Source organism: Vibrio sp. 5S239 (genome assembly GCF_041439575.1).
Taxonomy (GTDB): Bacteria; Pseudomonadota; Gammaproteobacteria; order Enterobacterales; family Vibrionaceae; genus Vibrio; species Vibrio kanaloae.
Window position 1 is genome coordinate 414,281 of record NZ_JBGOOM010000001.1, and the last position, 20,204, is coordinate 434,484.

Annotated in this window: 15 protein-coding genes and 1 pseudogene; 11 read left to right on the forward strand and 5 right to left on the reverse strand. The window is 45.1% G+C overall.

What is annotated here, in order from left to right:
• Positions 1-43: 43 nt before the first annotated feature.
• Together ACED48_RS01755 and ACED48_RS01760 are read right to left on the reverse strand one after the other, a co-directional pair.
• On the reverse strand, positions 44-1,762 hold the full coding sequence (locus ACED48_RS01755; protein ID WP_017057933.1) for a cobalamin biosynthesis protein CobT: 1,719 nt from the start codon (positions 1,760-1,762) through the stop codon (positions 44-46).
• Positions 1,763-1,765: 3 nt separating this feature from the next.
• Positions 1,766-2,749 carry a MoxR family ATPase gene (locus ACED48_RS01760; protein ID WP_017057934.1) on the reverse strand — a complete coding sequence of 328 codons (984 nt, stop codon included), beginning with the start codon at positions 2,747-2,749 and terminating at the stop codon, positions 1,766-1,768.
• Positions 2,750-3,011: 262 nt separating this feature from the next.
• Between ACED48_RS01760 and xsc the strand changes: the two genes are divergently transcribed.
• The 10 genes and pseudogenes from xsc to ACED48_RS01810 all read left to right on the forward strand — a co-directional run bounded on the left by xsc (position 3,012) and on the right by ACED48_RS01810 (position 15,315).
• Positions 3,012-4,823: a sulfoacetaldehyde acetyltransferase gene (gene xsc, locus ACED48_RS01765; RefSeq protein ID WP_017057935.1), complete on the forward strand. Its 1,812-nt coding sequence runs from the start codon at positions 3,012-3,014 to the stop codon at positions 4,821-4,823.
• 427 nt (positions 4,824-5,250) lie between these two features.
• Positions 5,251-6,057 (forward strand): annotated as a pseudogene (locus ACED48_RS01770) (FRG domain-containing protein).
• 262 nt (positions 6,058-6,319) lie between these two features.
• Entirely contained in the window at positions 6,320-6,757 is a 438-nt protein-coding gene (locus ACED48_RS01775) for a nuclear transport factor 2 family protein (RefSeq protein ID WP_017057938.1), read from the forward strand.
• Between the two features lie 48 nt (positions 6,758-6,805).
• Positions 6,806-8,272, forward strand: coding sequence for an FAD-binding oxidoreductase (locus ACED48_RS01780; protein ID WP_017057939.1), 1,467 nt, complete (start codon positions 6,806-6,808; stop codon positions 8,270-8,272).
• Between the two features lie 120 nt (positions 8,273-8,392).
• Entirely contained in the window at positions 8,393-9,394 is a 1,002-nt protein-coding gene (locus ACED48_RS01785) for a TRAP transporter substrate-binding protein (RefSeq protein WP_017057940.1), read from the forward strand.
• Positions 9,395-9,558: 164 nt separating this feature from the next.
• On the forward strand, positions 9,559-10,101 hold the full coding sequence (locus tag ACED48_RS01790; RefSeq protein WP_017057941.1) for a TRAP transporter small permease: 543 nt from the start codon (positions 9,559-9,561) through the stop codon (positions 10,099-10,101).
• Positions 10,102-10,138: 37 nt separating this feature from the next.
• Positions 10,139-11,479 carry a TRAP transporter large permease gene (locus tag ACED48_RS01795; protein WP_017057942.1) on the forward strand — a complete coding sequence of 447 codons (1,341 nt, stop codon included), beginning with the start codon at positions 10,139-10,141 and terminating at the stop codon, positions 11,477-11,479.
• 11 nt (positions 11,480-11,490) lie between these two features.
• Entirely contained in the window at positions 11,491-12,411 is a 921-nt protein-coding gene (locus ACED48_RS01800; protein WP_017057943.1) for a cache domain-containing protein, read from the forward strand.
• Between the two features lie 236 nt (positions 12,412-12,647).
• Positions 12,648-13,220: a malate synthase gene (locus ACED48_RS01805; protein WP_017057944.1), complete on the forward strand. Its 573-nt coding sequence runs from the start codon at positions 12,648-12,650 to the stop codon at positions 13,218-13,220.
• Between the two features lie 487 nt (positions 13,221-13,707).
• Complete coding sequence (locus tag ACED48_RS01810) at positions 13,708-15,315, forward strand: BCCT family transporter (protein ID WP_017057945.1); 1,608 nt, start codon at positions 13,708-13,710, stop codon at positions 15,313-15,315.
• Positions 15,316-15,536: 221 nt separating this feature from the next.
• On the opposite strand, the gene ACED48_RS01815 is transcribed toward ACED48_RS01810, so the two are convergent.
• From ACED48_RS01815 to ACED48_RS01825, 3 genes are all read right to left on the reverse strand, one after another.
• On the reverse strand, positions 15,537-16,463 hold the full coding sequence (locus ACED48_RS01815; RefSeq protein ID WP_017057946.1) for a M14 family metallocarboxypeptidase: 927 nt from the start codon (positions 16,461-16,463) through the stop codon (positions 15,537-15,539).
• A gap of 235 nt (positions 16,464-16,698) precedes the next feature.
• Positions 16,699-17,727, reverse strand: a complete 1,029-nt coding sequence (gene pyrC / locus ACED48_RS01820) for a dihydroorotase (RefSeq protein ID WP_017057947.1) — start codon at positions 17,725-17,727, stop codon at positions 16,699-16,701.
• 192 nt (positions 17,728-17,919) lie between these two features.
• Positions 17,920-18,078, reverse strand: a complete 159-nt coding sequence (locus tag ACED48_RS01825; protein ID WP_004731890.1) for a YqaE/Pmp3 family membrane protein — start codon at positions 18,076-18,078, stop codon at positions 17,920-17,922.
• Between the two features lie 219 nt (positions 18,079-18,297).
• Here ACED48_RS01825 and ACED48_RS01830 point away from each other — a divergent pair, with 219 nt between their 5' ends.
• Positions 18,298-20,184 carry a hybrid-cluster NAD(P)-dependent oxidoreductase gene (locus tag ACED48_RS01830; RefSeq protein ID WP_017057948.1) on the forward strand — a complete coding sequence of 629 codons (1,887 nt, stop codon included), beginning with the start codon at positions 18,298-18,300 and terminating at the stop codon, positions 20,182-20,184.
• Positions 20,185-20,204: the final 20 nt, after the last annotated feature.

Genomic DNA, 20,204 nt, shown 5'->3' on the forward strand with positions numbered 1-20,204 from the left:
TGATTCTCGTTTAATGCTTGATGACACCCTCCTCACTGGCACGTCAGCGCTTTAGCATCTCGAAGATACTTCTAGATAACCCAAACAAGCAGCTCTCCTGCACATCTAAAGTGATGTTACTTCGGTAGTACGGGCTTAAATCGACACTCATTCCCACACCATGAATCTCGATATGGTTTTTGTTTGATTCACGCTCAATCACTTGTTTGAGATGGTTATCCAAATAGAATTGATCATTGGCGGTGCTGGTGGCGGTATCCATCGGGCAGCCGTCTGAGAACACGATTAAAACCTTTCTTTGTGCATTGTGCTGTTGCAACCGCTGGCTAGCGAACTGAACCGCTTCGCCATCAATCCCTTCTTTAAAGATGTCGGCTTTGCGAAGGCTCGCAATGCCAAGGCGAGACCGTCTCCAATGGGTATCAAAATCCTTAAACACGATATGGCGAACTTCGTTTAAACGGCCTGGGTGTTTCGGCTGACCTTGCTTGAGCCACTGTCGATAGACCTTGCCACCATTCCAGTTGTTGGTGGTGAAGCCAATGATCTCAAATGGGATATCAGCCAATCCTACGGATTTGAGAATCGTATCCATCAACAAACTTAGCTTGTGACTGTGTTTCTGCATTGAACCTGAGCAGTCCATCAAAAACGTGATGGCACATTGATGAGATGCGCCGATGTCAGGTTGATAAAAGACAGTGCGATCCAATGGCGACGTGATGAGCTTGGTTATGGTTGTGGCGTTAACAATGCCTTCTTCTAAATGATCCTGACGTCGGTTCGTTTGTGGAGTGGCAACAAAGCGAGTGAGCATCGCGGCTAAACGGCGAGTGTTGACTTGTCTCGCCATGATGTCATCAGTGAGCTTTTGCCTCAGATCGAGTAACAGAGCGTGCCTGACGAGTTTATCTGCGGCGACCACGTGGTCAAATTCTGAATTAAAGACCTGATAATTGGCGCCCGACAGTTCGAATACCTTGCTACTGCCTGTGATGTCGGTATCGACGTCTTCATCTTGAATGTCGCCATCAACAATCAATGCAAGCTGAGCAAGGATCTTAATGTCTTCTTCAACCGTAGGTGTCGGCGAGTTATTACTCTCTTGTTCTTGGTTGATAAGCTCTTGTGCTAAAGAGGCTAGCTCATTGGCGCAGTGTGCAAACTGTTGTTGGTCGCTTCTATGTTGCTTTAAGCGCCTCAGGCTGTGCCCAAAAGTAGGCACGATGCCGGCACGTGTCGATTCAATGGTTTCAGCAATCGGTTCCGAAACGGGAACACCGGTTAAGCGAGTGTGGATAACCTGCATCAATGTGAAGAGCAGAATGCCAATGCGAGATTCAGTAAAACCATTCTGATGATATTGGTCGCTCCAATACGCAAAGTTGAATTGAATACTGTTGGTTACACCTTTTAGATAAGATGGAACTTGAGATTCAATTCGCACCTGTTCGCAGAAGTCGTAAAGCAGACGTTCGACTTCGTTTTTCGGTCGCAATGAGTAATGAAGTTCAGCATCAGAAAGCAAGAGTCGTAGTGCTGATGAATCGATCTTACCTTGCATCGAAAGCTTGCTGTTTTTCAGCTCATGACTAGATACAAAGGTCAGATCGTTGGTGTGCGCGGACTGGTAATAACAAGGGATATTGCCTTTATAGAGACGCTCTCCTCGATAATTCAGGCTCAACTCGCCACTGATCGCTCTGGCGACAGACACACCAAGGTCGAGGATCTTTTTCTGCTGGGAAGAGACATTGGCCATGGTTTACGACTCCGAGTGCGAATAGTTTTGAGTATGTGTTTCCAAGGCTTCCCCAAAGCAACGGAAATAGTATTCGCTTACCAACTCTTTCTCTTCGTCTTCGCAGCGATTTAAGAATGACAGCCTAAATGCGGTGGCTACATCGTCGAATATTTGGATGTTTTCGGCCCAAGTGAGTACCGTTCGTGGCGACATCACCGTTGAAAGGTCGCCAGCCCGAAACCCGTTGCGAGTTAACCCTGCCGTTGCGATCATTTTCTCAACCAGTTGTCGGCCACTTTCATTATTCAGATCTGGAAGCTTGGATAACACGATCTTGGTTTCATGTTGTGGGTCTAAATAGTTGAGCGTGGCAATGATGTTCCAACGATCTAACTGGCTGTGGTTAAGCACTTGAGTACCCGAATACAAACCCGAAAAGTTCCCCAAACCGAGCGTGTTACAAGTAGCAAACAGGCGGAAAGAGGGGTGAGGAGTGATCACTCGGTTTTGTTCCAAAGAGGTGTATTTTCCGTCTTGCTCTAACAGTTGTTGAATCACAAACATCACATCTGGTCGTCCTGCATCGTATTCGTCTAATACCAATGCGATGGGCTGTTGAATGCTCTGTGGAAGAATGCCTTCTTTAAACTCTGTCACTTGCATTCCATCTTTAATAACGATGCTGTCTTTACCAATGAAATCCAATCGACTTAAGTGTCCGTCTAGGTTGATCCTCAAACACGGCCAATTTAATCTCGCGGCGATTTGTTCAATGTGAGAAGACTTGCCCGTTCCGTGTGTACCTTGTATCAACGTACGGCGATTAGAGGTGAACCCCGCCAATATCGCCAGCGTCACTTCAGGATCAAAACAGTAGTTAGGATCGACTTTTGGCACATACTCTCCCACATGTTCAAACGCCATCACCGTTAGGTTGCTGTCGATGCCAAAGCACTCTCTAACACTTACCTGTCGCGTTGGTGTCAATTCCGACTCTTTCATCATTCTTCCCTCTATATAACCCATTACTTGTCGATGTTATTGCGCTATGTCGTCGATTATTAACAGCTCCAGTTAAGTTAACGGCACTTTTTGTACTAAAAACTATCAATAATGTGATCCAGTTTTGTTAATTAGAATGAATTGTTCCAATTTAATATAAAAAGTTGACGCACAAAAAATCTACAACTAAGGTGAAAGTGAATTCAAAAAAGAGACAAATCATTCCGAAAAATGAAATTTTGGTTAACTCAAGGAGAATGGAAGAATGAGTGAGCAAGAAAAACGTACGGTTGTTTCCGGCACAGTAACAATGACACCATCAGAAGCGTTCGTTGAAACTATGGTTGCTAATGATGTTACCGACATGTTCGGCATCATGGGGTCAGCATTTATGGACGCAATGGATATCTTTGCTCCTGCTGGCATTCGATTGGTCCCAGTAGTACACGAGCAAGGTGCTGCTCACATGGCAGATGGTTACTCTCGTGTATCGGGTCGCCACGGTGTGGTTATCGGGCAAAATGGCCCGGGTATCAGTAACTGTGTGACTGCGATTGCAGCGGCGTTCTGGGCACATAGCCCGGTCGTCATTGTGACGCCAGAGACAGGCACTAAAACAATGGGCTTAGGTGGTTTCCAAGAGTGTAACCAGCTTCCAATGTTCCAAGAGTTTACTAAGTATCAAGGACACGTAACGCACCCAGACCGTATGGCGGAATACACAGGCCGATGCTTCGACCGTGCGATGAGCGAAATGGGTCCGACTCAACTGAATATTCCTCGTGACTACTTCTACGGTGAAACTCAAACTGAGATCCCCAAACCCGCGCGTTTAGACCGTGGTCCGGGTGGTGAAAAATCTTTGAATGAAGCGGCAGACCTGATTGCAGAAGCGAAATTCCCAGTCATCATCTCTGGTGGTGGCGTGGTAATGGCTGACGCAGTTCAAGAGTGTGCAGCATTAGCAGAAAGGCTGGGTGCGCCGGTTGTGAACAGCTACCTACACAATGACTCGTTCCCTGCTAGTCACCCATTATGGTGTGGCCCTCTAGGCTACCAAGGTTCGAAAGCAGCAATGAAATTGATGGCTCAAGCGGATGTGGTTATCGCTTTGGGTACACGTCTTGGTCCATTTGGTACTTTGCCTCAACATGGTATGGACTACTGGCCGAAGAACGCGAAAATCATTCAGATTGATGCAGACAACAAGATGCTTGGCCTTGTTAAGAAGATCTCTGTTGGTATCTGCGGCGACGCGAAAGCAGCTGCGGTTGCTCTATCTGAAAGATTAGAAGGCCGTGCACTGTTGTGTGATGACAACAAAGGCGCTCGTCAAGACACCGTCGCTACAGAGAAAGCACTTTGGGAAAAAGAGCTTGATGAGTGGACACACGAACGTGACTCTTTCAGCTTGGATATGATTGAAGAAAACTCACATGAGACTCCGTTCTCTGGTGGTGAATACCTACACCCACGCCAAGTACTGCGAGAGCTAGAAAAAGCGATGCCAGAAGACGTAATGGTCTCGACGGATATCGGTAACATCAACTCAGTGGCAAACAGCTACTTACGCTTTGAAAAACCACGTAGCTTCTTTGCTGCAATGAGTTTCGGTAACTGTGGTTACGCATTCCCGACCATCATTGGTGCGAAAGCAGCGGCACCTCATCGCCCCGCTATCTCTTATGCAGGCGACGGTGCGTGGGGCATGAGCCTGATGGAAACCATGACATGTGTTCGCCATAACATTCCAGTGACAGCCGTGGTATTCCACAACCGTCAATGGGGTGCAGAGAAGAAGAACCAAGTCGACTTCTACAACCGACGCTTTGTTGCTGGTGAACTGGATAACCAAAGCTTTGCAGAAATCGCACGAGCAATGGGTGCTGAAGGCATCACGGTTGATAAGCTAGAAGATGTAGGTCCGACTCTACAAAAAGCCATCGACATGCAAATGAACGAAGGCAAAACAACCATCATTGAAATCATGTGTACTCAGGAATTGGGCGACCCGTTCCGCCGAGATGCACTATCAACGCCGGTTCGTTTCCTAGATAAATACAAAGATTACGTATAAGTCATAGGAAGTTTGTCCGACCAAAACAGTCTCGTGAATGCAAGATAAAGAGTTATCGAGAATGTGGTCGGGCAAACGAATTAAGTTCTAACACTAGGTATTAATTTAAAACTGGATGATGAAACAGAATGGTTAAACGACCGAGTCTATTTTAAAGATTATTAATAGATTTATTACGTAAATATTGGGTAATATATTTTTATTATTTCGTTTTAAATGTTAGGGAATTAATGAAATTATTAAGGTGAATAGGTTGACGATTACAGTAATATAAGCTTATCAATAATTATTATGAGTTACTTTTAAATAGTAATTATCGATAAATAGATAGAGTTATGAGTCTTTAGTCTATGTGTTTTATTAGATGTCAGTATTATTTAATAAATAAAAATTTATTTTTTATATTGTCGGTTGGTTGGAACCAAATATGAACAACAAACTTTATATCAGCACACTCGAGGAACTGTATAAAATAATCGAGTCATTAATGACTGAATGCAGTGATCAACGTGGTTTGATTTATAACGTATGTGATTATGAAAACAGTAATCTGATGCCAAGTTTAGGCCGTTAAAATCGTAGGAACATACGCCGTGTCGAACAAGAGCTGCTTGCTACGGTGAGACTTTACGGTGGTCACTCGCTGAGTTCTAACGATATAAATGACTGGTTATTGATGTGTTTAGCCAAGAAACTGGGCTTTCCCACCCGTTTACTGGAATGGACTGATAACCTGTTAAATGCGCTGTGGTCGGTGTGTCATAGCCAAAGTAAAGACTGCATAAATATAATTAAAGCTGTTGATTATCAGCGGGTTAGTTTCTTTATTTCACCGTGTGATCTCAACAAAACACAGATATTTAATGTGGCGGATTGCGATAAACAAGAGCCACGCAAGGACAAGTGGTATTCCATTCACCCATTTAAGGAAGGTGGCAATGATGCCATTCAGCCTTTGTACGATGAGAAAGAATATTCAAACGGTCTAGTGTCCGTTCATATTCTTCCATCAATGAAAGTAAACCTGATAAAGGAGTTAATATCCATGAATGTTTTAAATGAACCGACAGAATATGTCGAAGAGAAACTAACAGATTTAAAAAATGAAGCACATGTAGATAACAACCAAGTAATAAATAAAGGTGATGGCAGTATCGAATTACAAGTTAATACTCATGATCGTCAACTTGAACAGTATGGTCGAAAGTATCATCAAGACTTTGATTTCGACTAAAGGCTAACACGTTCCAATTTAATTATATCTCTAATATCGAGATTGAAAACCTGAGTAAATAAAATTATAACACTAATTAATTTATAAAAAGATGAAATCTGTGAGCTTAGAGATTGTTTATAACCTAACTCGAAGTTAGAGTGATGAACCTTGTTATCAGGTTGTTAAATTTTCGCAGATCTAGTTTAAACACTCTAATAAAAAAGTGGCGCAAAGCTACTGAAATTTAAACCAATAACGAAAACATAAAGGATTCTGGAATATGAATATGCAAACCAATGCACCGACATGTGTGCTGGAAAACCAAGTCGACACCGCTTTTTTACAGTCTTTCAGTGATGCGTGGAATAACCATGATATTGAGGCGCTCATGTCTTTCATGACGGAAGACTGTGTATTCCACACGGTGGCAGGCGAAGGCTTGCTTGGAAACACAATCGAAGGGTACGAAGCGGTTCGAAATAGCTTTGAATTGGTTTGGCAGAACTTTCCAGATGCGGCTTGGAGCGACCCTGTGCATTTTGTGTGTGGTGACCAAGCAGTGAGTGAGTCAACGTTTTCTGCAACGAACCCGGATGGCAGCGTCATCGAAGCTCGCATGGTCGACGTGTTTACCCTGAAAGATGGAAAAATCAGCGTAAAAAATGCCTTCCGTAAAACACGACCTCTTTTAACTCCTAACAACACTCCCAAGAGCTAGACACGAAACCACAACCCGTTCACGTGTTATGACTAGGAGAGTCGAATTATGAGTTTAGTAATGGAACAACCGGCAGCCGATGTGGCGCCAAAGGTGAAAAGCACCCAAGCAAAAGAAAGTACCCAAGCAAAAGATAAATACGATCCAAAATACGATCCACTAAAAGATAAAAACCCAGGTCACGGTAAGGAATACGCACCAACGTACTGGGTAGATACCGCAGGCGCACCACCTGAAGATGATGGCCCAATCACGTCAGACATGGATGTCGATGTGGCGATTATCGGTTCAGGCTTCACTGGCCTAAGCACTGCGATACATCTTGCTGAAATGTACGGTATTAAAGCGACAGTGATTGAAGCCAACCGTTTGAGTTGGGGCTGCAGCACCCGAAATGGTGGTCAGGCACAGTGTGCTTCAGGGCGTTTGAAGCGTTCTCAGTGGATTGAACGTTGGGGATTAGAAACTGCGCTAAAAATGCACCGCGAATGCGTCGATGGCATGAACACATTTAAGTCTCTAATCAAAGACATTGATTGTGACCCGCAGCCGGGTGGCCACTTATATGTGGCTCACCGTCCAAAAGTGATGGCAACACTCGAGAAAGAAGCCAAGTTGCTGCGTGACACGTTCGATTACGATGCGCAGATCTTAGATGCGGAAACCGTAAAACGTGATTATGTTGGTGATCAAGAAGCGGCAGGCGCGATGCATGAGCCCGAAGGGATTGGAATTCATGCAGGTAAATTGGCGTTTGGCTATCTAAGAAAGGCGCGAGCACTCGGTGTAAAAGTGCATCCAGCTAGCCCTGTGATGGGTTGGGAAACTCGTGGCGGTGTACATTACCTGAAAACACCAGGTGGTGTTGTGAAGGCTCGCTCTGTCGGTGTTTGCACCGGTGGGTACACCAGCCAAGGTTTGCATTCCGAGCTTAAGAATCGCCTATTACCAGTGCTTTCTAACTCGATGGTGACACGTCCGTTAACTCAAGACGAAATCGCCGCGTGTAACTTCAAAACCAATCAAGTGATTACTGATACTCGAATTCTGCGCCACTACTACCGTTTGCTACCGGATAACCGAGTACAGATTGGTACACGCAGTGCCATCAGTGGCAAGAACGCACCTGAAAAGAAATATGAAGACATGTTGAGAGCGGATTTAACCCGAAAATTCCCTTCTCTCGATCAGATCAAAATCGATTATTCATGGTGGGGATGGGTGGATGTTAGCCACGACATGATGCCGAGAATTTATCAGCCGAATCCAAAGCAATCCATCTTCTACGCACTGGGTTATGGCGGCAATGGCGTGATGTATTCCGCTCAAGCAGGTAAACGCCTCGCTCAGTGGATCGCAGGTGAAGGCCACAAGTTGGACCTACCGATATTTGAATCAAAACTTCCGTTCCCCAACGTGAGGGAAGTGGTGGAATCAGAGATGTTTGCACCGTTTCGCAGAATGGGGCAGCGGTTCCTTTATCAGTGGTATTCGTTAAAGGATGAGAAGCTGTAATCGCGACTCGAACATTGTTTCCAAAATAGGGAAATAGAACTACGACCAGGAAAGTTGTACCAGGTCACCTTGTGAGCAAAGTACAGGCAGGAAGTCTGTACGATAGGAAAGGTTAAGACTATGAAATTTATTAAAAATAAAATTATTGCTGGTGTCACCATCGTAGCAACAGCGGTGCTATCTCATACTGCGGCAGCAGCGAATTTTAAAATGGCTATCGGCGATGCTGCTGGTGGTACGCAGTGGGAATTGGCGACCTCGTTTTCTGAACTGATGGAGCAAAAAACAGACGGTAAAGTGAAAATCGATCTTTTCCCGAATGGCCAATTAGGCAATGAGCAAGACACTGTCAACGATGCGGCAATCGGTCTTCTCGACTTCTCTGTACTGGCGATCAACAACGTAACCCCTTTCTCTCCAACTGTTGGTCTACTGACCATGCCTTATGTGATTCAAAGCGCAGAAGAAGCGGTTCTACTTACTCAAGGCCAAGTTGGCCAAGACCTCATCGATAACACCATTCGAGATGCTGGAGTTCGCATCGTTGGTTGGGCTTATTCCGGCTTTAGGGTTTTGACTAACTCGAAAAAGCCTGTCGCTTCACCAGAAGATTTGAAAGGGCTCGTGATTCGTGTTCCCCGTAACGAAATCATGATTGCTTCTTACCAAGCGTGGGGTGTAAATCCAACGCCAATGGCATGGTCTGAGACTTTTACAGGCTTGCAACAAGGTGTGGTTGATGGTCAAGACAACCCATATATCACTGTTCATGCCATGAAGTTCAATGAAGTACAAAAGTACGTAACAAACCTCCGTTACATCTTCTCACTTGAGCCGCTAATAGTCAGTGAAACGGTGTTCCAGCAACAGACTCCAGAGATGCAAAAAATCATTCTTGAAGCGGGTCAGGAAGCGACAGAGCACAGCTTTGCTTACCTGGAAAATACTGAAAACAAGATCCGTGAAGAACTACAAGCAAAAGGCATGGTATTCACAGACCCAGCAGACAATGAGCAAGAGTGGATCAGCGATGTAACGAAATCAGTTTGGCCTAAGTTCTACTCAAGCATTGGAGGCAAAGACAAGCTAGACGACGTTCTTGAGTTACTAGGTAGAAAGTAACGATTAGATACGCCCTATTTACTGCTCTCCGCTACTTAATCACCTAGCGATAGAACAGTGAGATAGGGCATTTACATGGCTTTACTTGTTGATCTGTTCAGTACCTGATCTTTTTAGGACCGTGAGCGACTGGTTGTCATGTGGAAATCAACATTGGAGGTTATATGTCAGTCGCTAAAACAATAAAAAAGCACTTAAACAACATTGAGGAATATACCTGTTGTCTGCTGCTCGCAAGCTTTGTCCTATTGCTGTTCACACAAATCCTTACTCGTCAGTTCTTTGATTACTCTATCCCTTGGGGTGACGAAGTCGCGACTTACATGTTCGTTTGGTTTGCCTATCTAGGCGCTGTTGTGGCGGCCAAAATGTCAGCCCACAACCGAGTGAGCTTCCACTTTAAATTCTTTCCGCCAATTGTGCAGACCGTGAGTGAAAGCATTGCTGACTTCTTATGGCTCTGTTTTAACGGTTACTTTGTTTACCTCAGTTACGACTTCGTGTTTAACAAAATGAACCTGTTTTGGAAATCTCAAACAACAGGCATCCCGATGAAGTATTTCTACATGATTTTACCTATCGCGTTTTCCCTAATGATGATTCGAATTATCTGGAACAACTACGAGCGTTTATTCAAAGGCGCAACCAACGAAGATCCAGAAGTCAAAGAGCTGCGCAAAATGACGGCACAAAAGTCCGCGCAATAGTCATCACAGAGAATAGTCGTAATAGAGAGATGTAATAATGGAATCCTATTTAACTCTAATTTTATTTGGTGGCTTTTTAACGCTGTTAATCCTAGGCGCACCAATTACAGTATCACTGGCCGGCGCTTCGATGGCGGCCTATATGTTGCTCGACAAAAATCCCATCGCTTTAGTACAAATCGCGTTTACCTCGGTGGGTAACTTCCCCTTAATGGCGCTGCCAGCCTTTGTTCTTGCGGGTGCATTAATGGAGGCTGCGGGGATCTCCAAACGTCTGGTGGATATCGCCGAAAGCTTAGCCGGGCCCGTAACGGGTGGCCTTGGCGCGGCAACGGTTATGGCGTGTCTTTTCTTTGGCGCTATCTCGGGTTCTGGCCCTGCAACAACGGCAGCTGTAGGCATGTTAATGGTGCCCGCGATGGTTAAGCGTGACTACGACAAGAGCTACGCATCGGCAGTTACGGCTGCATCCGGGGGGTTGGGCATTATCATCCCGCCATCCATTCCTTTGGTTATCTTCGGTATTTCTGCAATGGGCTTAATGGCGCCACCAGAAGCCATTGCTCAACACGGCCAGTTTGCTTCTTTATCGATTCCAAAACTGTTTGTCGCTGGGGTTGTGCCGGGTTTCATTATGGCGTCGACGCTGGTGGTGACTAACTATTTTATTGCTAAACGCGAAGGCTACAAGGGGCTGACCGAAACGTGGTCGTTTGGTGATGTAAGGCATTATTTGCGCCGTGGATTATGGTCGATCTTAGCACCGTTCTTGATTCTTGGTGGTATCTACAGCGGTATGTTCACACCAACAGAATCAGCGGTTGTGGCTATATTCTATTCGTTGTTTGTGGGGCTTTTCATTCATCGAGAGTTGTCGTTTAAAAGCGTGATGAAATCTTTGTCGACCACCACATGGATCACAGGGCGTGTATTGTTAATCCTCTTCGCCGCTACTGTGTTTGGACGCTTGTTGATCGAGCAAAAAATCCCAGTTGTTGTGGCGGAATCGCTACTCAGTTTTACCGACAACATGTACATGGTGTGGGCACTAACGATTACCTTGCTGCTGTTCATCGGCATGTTCATGGAAACCTTGGCGGCGATCATGATCATTGTGCCTGTTCTACTGCCAATCATGTACATGTTAGGCGCGGATCCTACCCATGTTGGTATCGTGGTGGTGTGTACGCTCTCGATAGGTTTTGCGACACCTCCGCTGGGTGAAAATATCTTTGTCGCCTCGGGGATCGGTGGCTCTACAGTCGAGCAGATCACCGCCAAGATCCATCCCTTTGTACTTGCATCTGTCGTGGGCGTTTTCGTTATCGCTTTCTTCCCACAAATCACACTTTGGCTACCGTCCTTAGTCGGCTATTAGGAGACACAACGATGAATTTATCCAGAATAATCCTTATTGGCTGCGCCTTGTTTGCTGTAGTGAGTGGCATTGGATTGCGTGCTGAGCATTCAGAAGTCGAGAAAGAAACTAAGCCAGTCAATGTGCTCGATATTTCTGAGCCACATGTGGTCAGTGACGCTGAAAGAAGAGCTAAAACCTTGCTTGCGAAAGCGGTGGTGCATGTTCAAAAAGAAGGTGATGACAGCGTGAAAGACTTCATGAGTGATGCCGAATATATAGACGGTGAGCTCTATGTGTTTGCTCTTGGTATTGATGGCCAATTCCTTGCCAGTGGCGGTTCTTCGATGGTGCTGGTGGGCGACAGTGTGTTGGATACACAGGACGTTTACGGCAATCCTTTTTTCCGTGAAATGATCACCAAAGCAGTACATAACGGTTTTGGTGAAGTGAAGTATCACTGGACCAATCCAACCGACCGCATGGGAGAGCCGAAAACCACTTTCTTTGAGCGAGTGGGAGATGTGATTGTCGCGGTGGGTTATTACCCAGAACGTTCCAGTGCTGCAGAAGCTAAGCGGTTATTGGCGAGAGCGATGACCGCGATAGTGGAATCAGAACAAGAGAGCCTGGCAGAGTTCAATGATGCCGAGGGCAGTTTTGTGGAAGGAGACTTGTATGTGTTTGTGATGGATATGCTCTCTGGAAAGCTGCTGGCGCATGGCGTATCTCCTGAGCTTGTTGGGCGGTCACACAGCGAGATTTTAAGCCCTGACGATAAACCGATTCTTACTGAGATGTTGAATCTCGCGAAAGAAAATGGTCGCGGAGTTTACAGCTACCGATGGTTAAACCCTCAGTCGAGTAAAGTTGAAACCAAGCATACTTACTATCGAGTCATCGACAATAAGTTGGTCGGGGTCGGTTATTACACAAATTCAAACAACACGTAAAATGGTTTCTAGCGAGCCCTCAGCCCAGTGAAATAAAGGGCTAGGGGCCCAAAATATCAGTGTGTGTAAAAAAGCAATTTAGTAAAATTAACAGTGTGAAATTTTTGTTGTGAAATTGTTTTATAAATACAGGTAGTATGAAATACATGGAAGCCACACAGTAAAGAACAATTTTTAATAAGGTCAATCAGGATGTTTGACCTAAATGAAATTCAAAGCCGTACGAGGGATAGACTATGAATATGCTGACACTAGACAAAACAGAACTTCACAGAAACCATTCAACATTTATTGCTGAAGCTGTCTTTGCCGTCGAAATGGTGAAAGCAGACAAGCAACTCGAAAAACAGAAAATGGCAAAACAGTTGCTTGATACTTTATTTCCTCTAGAGGCAGGCTCGCACGAAGACGCAGTGAGCTATGAGATTGACTACAGACACGTTCAGGTTTACTTCAAAAACGGTGAACACACAGGTCTGAAACGCGCTAAGCACTTTGTGGCTTACACCGGTGATAAATCTAAACCTTCTGCAATCTTGTTCCGTGACGAGAGCGGCACGCACGTTGAAGTGACGATAGGTGCTCGCAAAGGTACGGGTCACCTAGAATTGGTTGATATACAAGATATTCAGCTAGAGACATGCACCACGTTTGGCCAAACTGAGGCTAGTTGTTCTTCAGGAATCCGTCACTGGGTGAGCCTGGTGAAAGGCGATGAAATCGGTCGACCGAATGCATCGAGTGAAGACAAAGAATTCACGGCGAAAAATGGTGAAGACTACAACCTAGGTTTTTGCTTTGCGATCTAACGCTCTTTAGTTCGGCGATTAAAATACCTGAGCGCTGCGATACGTGGCGCTAATATCGCACTATCGATTTCTCTTTACCTTTGGTAATTTCCCCGCCCCTATAGCGGGGCTTTTTTATTAGAGGTATAAGTAAATTAAGCGCTTCTTAAAGTTATCTGACAAAAGTTTTCAAGAGTTTACTTTCATATATTTCTTTGTGTAAGTGGTTGTAATTAATCGATTTATTTGTAAGTTTGAGCCTTTTTTTTATAAAGAGAACGACCGAGGATGACTATGCTCTGAGTGACTATTGAGCAAAAACTCAGTCAAAATGCTTCGTGCTGTGCTATTATGCGCGGCCTGGGATTGAGCTATTAAGTCCATTTGTCGCCTCTCAAGGTGGTTTTTATCACGTTTATTTAAGTGGTATGGCGAGCCAATCAAGTAGTAGTTGGATATGGAGAACGTCCTTATATTCGTTGATTCGGATATGCGAACATCATAATTTATGAGTTTTAAATCAAAAAAATACAGTATTGATTCTACTGACTATCAAGTCGGTCAAGATAACGTCAGTAAATGGGGCATGGATGTCCATAACACAGTTTTCGTAGCCTCGGTTGGCTTATCTCTTCTCTTTATCATCACTCTTCTTGCTCTTCCTCCTGCGGATGCTAAAGCTGCTATTGATTCTATTAAGGGTGCTGTTCTATCAAAGTTTGACTTCCTGTTTATGTGGGGAGCCAACATCATGCTAGCGTTCGCTGTGGTTATCGCGTTTTCACCGTTGGGTAAAATTCGCCTAGGTGGTGAAGAAGCTACGGCGGACTACTCAATGCCATCTTGGATTGCGATGTTATTCGCTGCAGGTATGGGGATTGGACTTATTTTCTGGGGTGTTGCAGAGCCAACCGCCTTCTTCACGAACTGGTTCGGAACGCCATTGAATGCAGAACCCTTCACTGAAGCAGGCCGCGAGTTAGCGCTAGGCGCGACAGTATTCCACTGGGGCTTTCATGCGTGGGCTGTCTATGGTATGACGGCGCTTTGCCTAGCATATTTTGTTTACAATAAAGGCCTACCGTTATCAATGCGCTCTGTGTTTTACCCAATACTGGGTGAGCGAGTGTGGGGTAAAACTGGTGATGTGATCGATGTGCTAACCGTACTGGTTACTCTGTTTGGCCTAGCGACTTCATTGGGCTTAGGTGGTACACAAGCGGCAAGTGGTATCAGCCATGTGTTCGGCTTGGAAAATAACATCTTCCTTCAGCAAGCTATTATCGTGTTGATTATGGGCTTGGCGATCATTTCTGTTCTGCGAGGCATGGACGGTGGTGTTAAGTTCCTAAGTAACCTGAACATGGTTATTGCGTTCGTATTCCTGGGCCTTATCGCAGTATTGAACTTTACAACTGTGCTTGATTCAATGGCGACGGCAGTAACGGGTTACGTGAAAAATATCGTAGCGTTGAGCCAAAGCTCTGGCCGCGAAGACACAACCTGGCTGCATGGTTGGACTGTGTTCTACTGGGCATGGTGGGTAGCGTATGCACCTTTCTTCGGTATGTTTGTAGCGCGTATTTCTAAAGGCCGTACGGTTCGCGAATTCTTACTTTGTGTACTGATTATCCCAACATTGGTAACGTCAGCTTGGATGTCTATTTTCGGTGGCGTGGCTATCGAACAAGTGATTAATCAGGTGGGGCAACTTGGCCTTGACCAAGGCATCACAGACGTATCTCTAAGCTTGTTCTACATGTTAGATGCTTATGAGTTTGGTAGCATTCTGTCTGTTATCGCTGTCGTGTTGATTATCGTATTCTTCGTTACAACGTTAGACTCTGGTTCTATCGTTATTGATGGTATGACGGCGGGTGGTAAACTTGAAGTACCAGTGAAGCAGAAAGTGGTTTGGGCGGTTATTTCAGGTGCCATCGCGATGGTAATGCTATGGATTGGTGGAACTCAATCAATCCAAGCACTGCAATCTATTACTATTATTGCAGCACTGCCGTTTACGATCATTCTTCTGATTGGTTGTGTGAGCTTGTTGAAAGGCCTACTGACGGAAGTGGGTAAAGGGCAAGAAACCGTTAGCCCCGCCTCTGAGTAAACTGCGACGCAGAAATAAGCAGCTAATGCTTTAATTTTACTTAACATTATTTCAAAGCTCTCTTGTACTGTGTGCAAGGGAGCTTTTTTATGGTTCAAAGAAACAAGAAACAAGAAACAAGAAACAATAAAGATAAAAAAGAGCCATAAGTGAATAGTCACTTATGGCTCTTTTAACTCTTACTCTTAGGAACGCGGTTCTAGCTATTAGTTAATGTGCGCTTACGCATCCAATTCGTGCTGAATAACGTAATCCAAAGCACCGACTACCGCAGCAACTTGAGCGTCGTTACACTCTTCGTTTGTCACTTTGTCGCTGTCCGGGTAAACCTCTGTGGTTGTACCGTACTTACAATCAGTCACACCGCCACATAAGCCAAGCTTCTTCATTGGGTAGTTAATCACACCATGTTGGGTAACTTCAGAACCAATGATCTTGCCGTCTGCATCTGCTGGTGCAATGTGCGTTACTTTTTCAACTGAAGCAATTACCGCCGCTTGGAACTCAGGCTGTGGGTTTTCTGTATCGCCAACCGTGTAGAAACCGTCTGGGATCATACCTTCGATGTACTCAATGCCATCACGCGCTGCGAGTGCTGGTCGGAATTCTGTTTCATCAGAATCCGTCGTTTCATGTAGATCAACGTGAACCAACACTTCTGGTAAAGAAGCGACTAATGCACGTAGGTTTGCTGATTCTTCTGATGGCGTACCGTCGTAGAAAGAGCGGTTTGGATCGACAGCATTTGGGTTCCAACGGTTGATCACTTCGTAACCCCAAGGGCTTACACAAGGTGCAACAACAATGTTGAAGTGCGCTGTATACTTTTCCGCTTGAGTGGCAGCGAATTTGATCGCGCCATGGACACCACTGGTTTCGTAACCGTGAACACCACCCGTTACAAGAACAGTTGGTTTTGATGAGTCCCATTTCTTACTCTTAATAGCGAAAAGCGGGAAGCGAGCTTCGTCGTAGCTCAGTGCGCCGTATTGCTCGATGTCAAAGCGGTCTGCTAGTGCTTTAATCTTTGGTACGACGTCTTGTTGGTATTCACGCTTAACCGTTCTTTGAGCAAACCATGCTTGACGCTCTGCTTCTTGCCATTTTTTTCCTGGCTCACCAATAGGGTAGGTGTAAGTACTTTCCATTGTTTTATCTCTGTCAGGGACGTTGCGATGAAGTGAGAATAATCAGCGCAGCGGGATCGTGCAACTTTTATTGAGTGAGTTTATGCTTCGAACGATTGGTATTCTAAATACTGTTTCTAAAAGTCGTTATTCTTGGAAGCTTTAGGCTGTTAAGAAAACAAAAAACCTTCACATATGTGAAGGCCTTGATAATTCAACAATATAATTTATGAGCTGAAACAGCTTAAAACTCTGTTTACTTAACTGTCCAAGCAATCGTCTCACCGCCACGAATTGGCACCACGATGTCTGAACCGAAAGGCATTGTTTCAGCAACATTCCACTCTTCTTTTACTAGAGTGATTGTGTCTGTGTTGCGTGGAATACCGTAGAAGTCAGGACCGTTGTGGCTTGCAAACGCTTCTAGGTTCTCAATCTTACCTTCTAAGTCGAACACTTCTGCGTACAGTTCAACCGCCGCGTGCGCAGTGTAAGAACCGGCACAACCACATGCTGACTCTTTTGCGCCTTTTGCGTGTGGTGCAGAATCTGTACCCAAGAAGAACTTCTTGCTGCCGCTTGTTGCAGCTTCGATAAGCGCCAATTGGTGCGTGTTACGCTTCAGGATAGGAAGGCAGTAGAAGTGTGGCTTAATGCCACCAACCAGCATGTGGTTACGGTTGTAAAGCAGGTGGTGAGCGGTGATGGTTGCCGCTACGTTGTCGTTTGCGTTTTTAACAAAAGTCGCTGCATCTGCTGTCGTGATGTGCTCTAGAACGATCTTCAGGTTAGGGAAGTCGTTTACAATCGGTGCTAGAACTGTGTCTAGGAACTCTTTTTCACGGTCAAAGATATCAACATCGTGAGCCGTTACTTCACCGTGTACAAGCAGCAACATGCCCACTTCCTGCATTGCTTCTAGTACGTGGTAGATGTTTTTAGCAGAGGTTACGCCTGAATCAGAGTTTGTTGTTGCGCCAGCAGGGTATAGCTTCGCCGCTACAACAGCGCCAGACTCTTTCGCCTTGCGAATTTCATCAGGTGTTGTGTTGTCTGTCAGGTAAAGTGCCATTAGAGGCTGGAACTGTTCACTTGGCTGCTCTGCCATGATGCGTTCACGGTAAGCAAGCGCCATTTCGGTATCGGTTACCGGTGGGACGGTATTTGGCATGATTAACGCTCGACCATTGTAACGGCTGATATCGCGAACTGTATCTTTTAGTACGTCGCCATCGCGTAGATGAACATGCCAGTCGTCAGGACGAGTAATCGTAAGTTGTGTCATTGAAGGCTCCCACCAATTGAAGTGTTATGTAGTTGGAGCCTAAACTCGGCGAAATCTGTGAAAGCAATCGCTTACGTTTAGGCGACAGGATGATAGTGGAAAAGCACTTTCATTTCATCCTATTTTTAACTCTTCATGGTTAGGAGCTTGTTTTTATAGGGTTTTAATTCGCTATTTATTCCTGGATATGGGTTAGCGGGTGGCCACCCACAGACCGTGGATCATTCCTGGTACCCAGAAGAAGAAAGTAAGGATGATGTTAATTAGTAAATCTTTACCCGCACCACGAGCGAAGAACACACCAACAGGTGGAAGCAGTACACATAAAATAATAATGACGAGTTTGTTCATGATAAATCCTTTTTTATTCAATGACAGTTCAATGCGATAAACGTGTTCAAATTATAGAACGTATGGAAAGAGTTAGTGTATTGGTGTCTTTATGTATATAAGACAGTCGTTTAAACATCTCAATATATTAGCTTAGTATCAAGTGTTTAATACCTGCCAGTTTATCTATTTATAACCATTTGCTAGCATTGGGACAAACTACAAAACATTGGAATCGTTATGTCGCAGCTATCTTCAGGTCAAAGGGCGTTAGATCAAAGGGCTTTGGAGCAAGAGCCTTCTGATCAAGCTCCTTCTTTATCTCAAATCAATGTGTTTCCGGTAAAATCAGTGGGCGGTATCTCGCTCTCTTCTGCTTGGGTCGAAAAGCAAGGCCTTACTTTCGACAGACGCTTTATGCTCGCATTGGCTGACGGTTCAATGGTCACGGCACGTAAGTACCCGAAAATGGTCAAGGTATCTTCAAGTTTGCAACCAGACGGTTTGATTTTCACTTACGAAGGTAAAGAGCCGCTACGCCTAAAGTATGCGGATTTCAAGATGCAAGAAGCGCCAGCAACGGTTTGGAAAGATAGCTTCACCGCATATACCACCAATGATGACGCCGATGATTGGTTTAGTGACGTATTGGGTGTTCGTGTTGAGCTATTGTTCTCTGGTGAGCAATCGAATCGTGTTCGTGAAAAGCTCGGTCATAACGTAAGTTTTGCTGACGGCTATCCAATGTTGGTGATCAGCCAAGCATCGCTTGATGAGCTGAATCGCCGCAGTTCTGAAGTTCATTCGATGGATCAGTTCCGCACTAATTTTGTTGTTTCCAATACCGAAGCCTTTGCTGAAGATGGTTGGAAGCGTATCCGAATCGGCGAGGTTGAATTCGAAGCAGTGAAACCTTGTGAGCGCTGTATTCTAACCACGGTTGATGTTGAACGTGGCGAATTCAGAGCAACAAAAGAGCCGCTCAATACCTTCTCCACATTTAGAGCTAATGAACGCGGTGGGGTTTTCTTTGGTCAGAATCTTGTGGCTAAAAATGAAGGCTTAATCAAAGCCGGTGATGTGGTCGAGGTGCTCGAGACCAAAGAGAAAGAGCTTTATGAAGACACTTGGGTTGAGTCACTGCATCTAACTTGTGTTGAGCGCGAAGAGATCGCACGCGACTTTACAACCTTTTGGTTAGAGCCTGCGAAAGAAAACCACTCACTGCCACTTTACCAGCCTGGCCAACACCTACCGATTGAAATGGTGATTGATGGCAAAAAAGTGTCTCGTCGGTATACGCTATCTTCTAGCCCGTCACGAGCGGGTCGTTTAGCGATTTCAGTGAAGCGAGTGGATGACGGTCAAATCTCCAACTGGCTAAATGATCATTTCCAAGTGGGCGATACTTTAGTCGCGCAAAACCCAGACGGTGCGTTTTACTTAGAAGAGAATCCAACTCATCCATTACTGCTGTTGTCTGCAGGTAGTGGCATTACCCCAATGTTGTCGATGCTGCGTTATTTAGCCGACCACGCTCAGATTGATGATGTGGTTTTCTATCATCAATGCAGCAACGAACAAGATATCCCTTATCAAGCTGAGATTGATCAGATCGCTAGCGAACATGCAGGCCTACGTGTGATTTATTCGTTAAGTCAACCAAGCAAAGAGTGGGATGGTTTATCAGGCCGTTTGAGCATTTCGCATATCGCTAAGATTGAAGAGCTACATAAGCGCCAAGCGTTTGTGTGTGGCCCTGATGGCTTTATGGATAACGCAAAGAAACTGCTAATTCAAATGGGCCTAAACCCTCAGCATTACCACCAAGAAGCGTTTGGTATCGCTCAGTCAACTGAAGAAGCGGTGAAACAACTGCAGTTAAGTGTGAACGGCTACTTATTCGAAGGTAATAACCAATCAACTTTGCTAGAGCAAGCTGAATCGGCGGGCGTGCCTATTGCTTCCAGTTGTCGTGCGGGTTTCTGTGGCGCTTGTAAAGTGACTCTTGAGTCTGGACAAGTTCACCAACCCGATGTGCCAGCACTACAAGAGCACGAGCGTAACATGGGTCAGATACTAGCGTGTTGCAGCGTTCCTCAAACTGATATCGAAGTTGTGGATTAAAGACTCCTCAGTTCAATAAG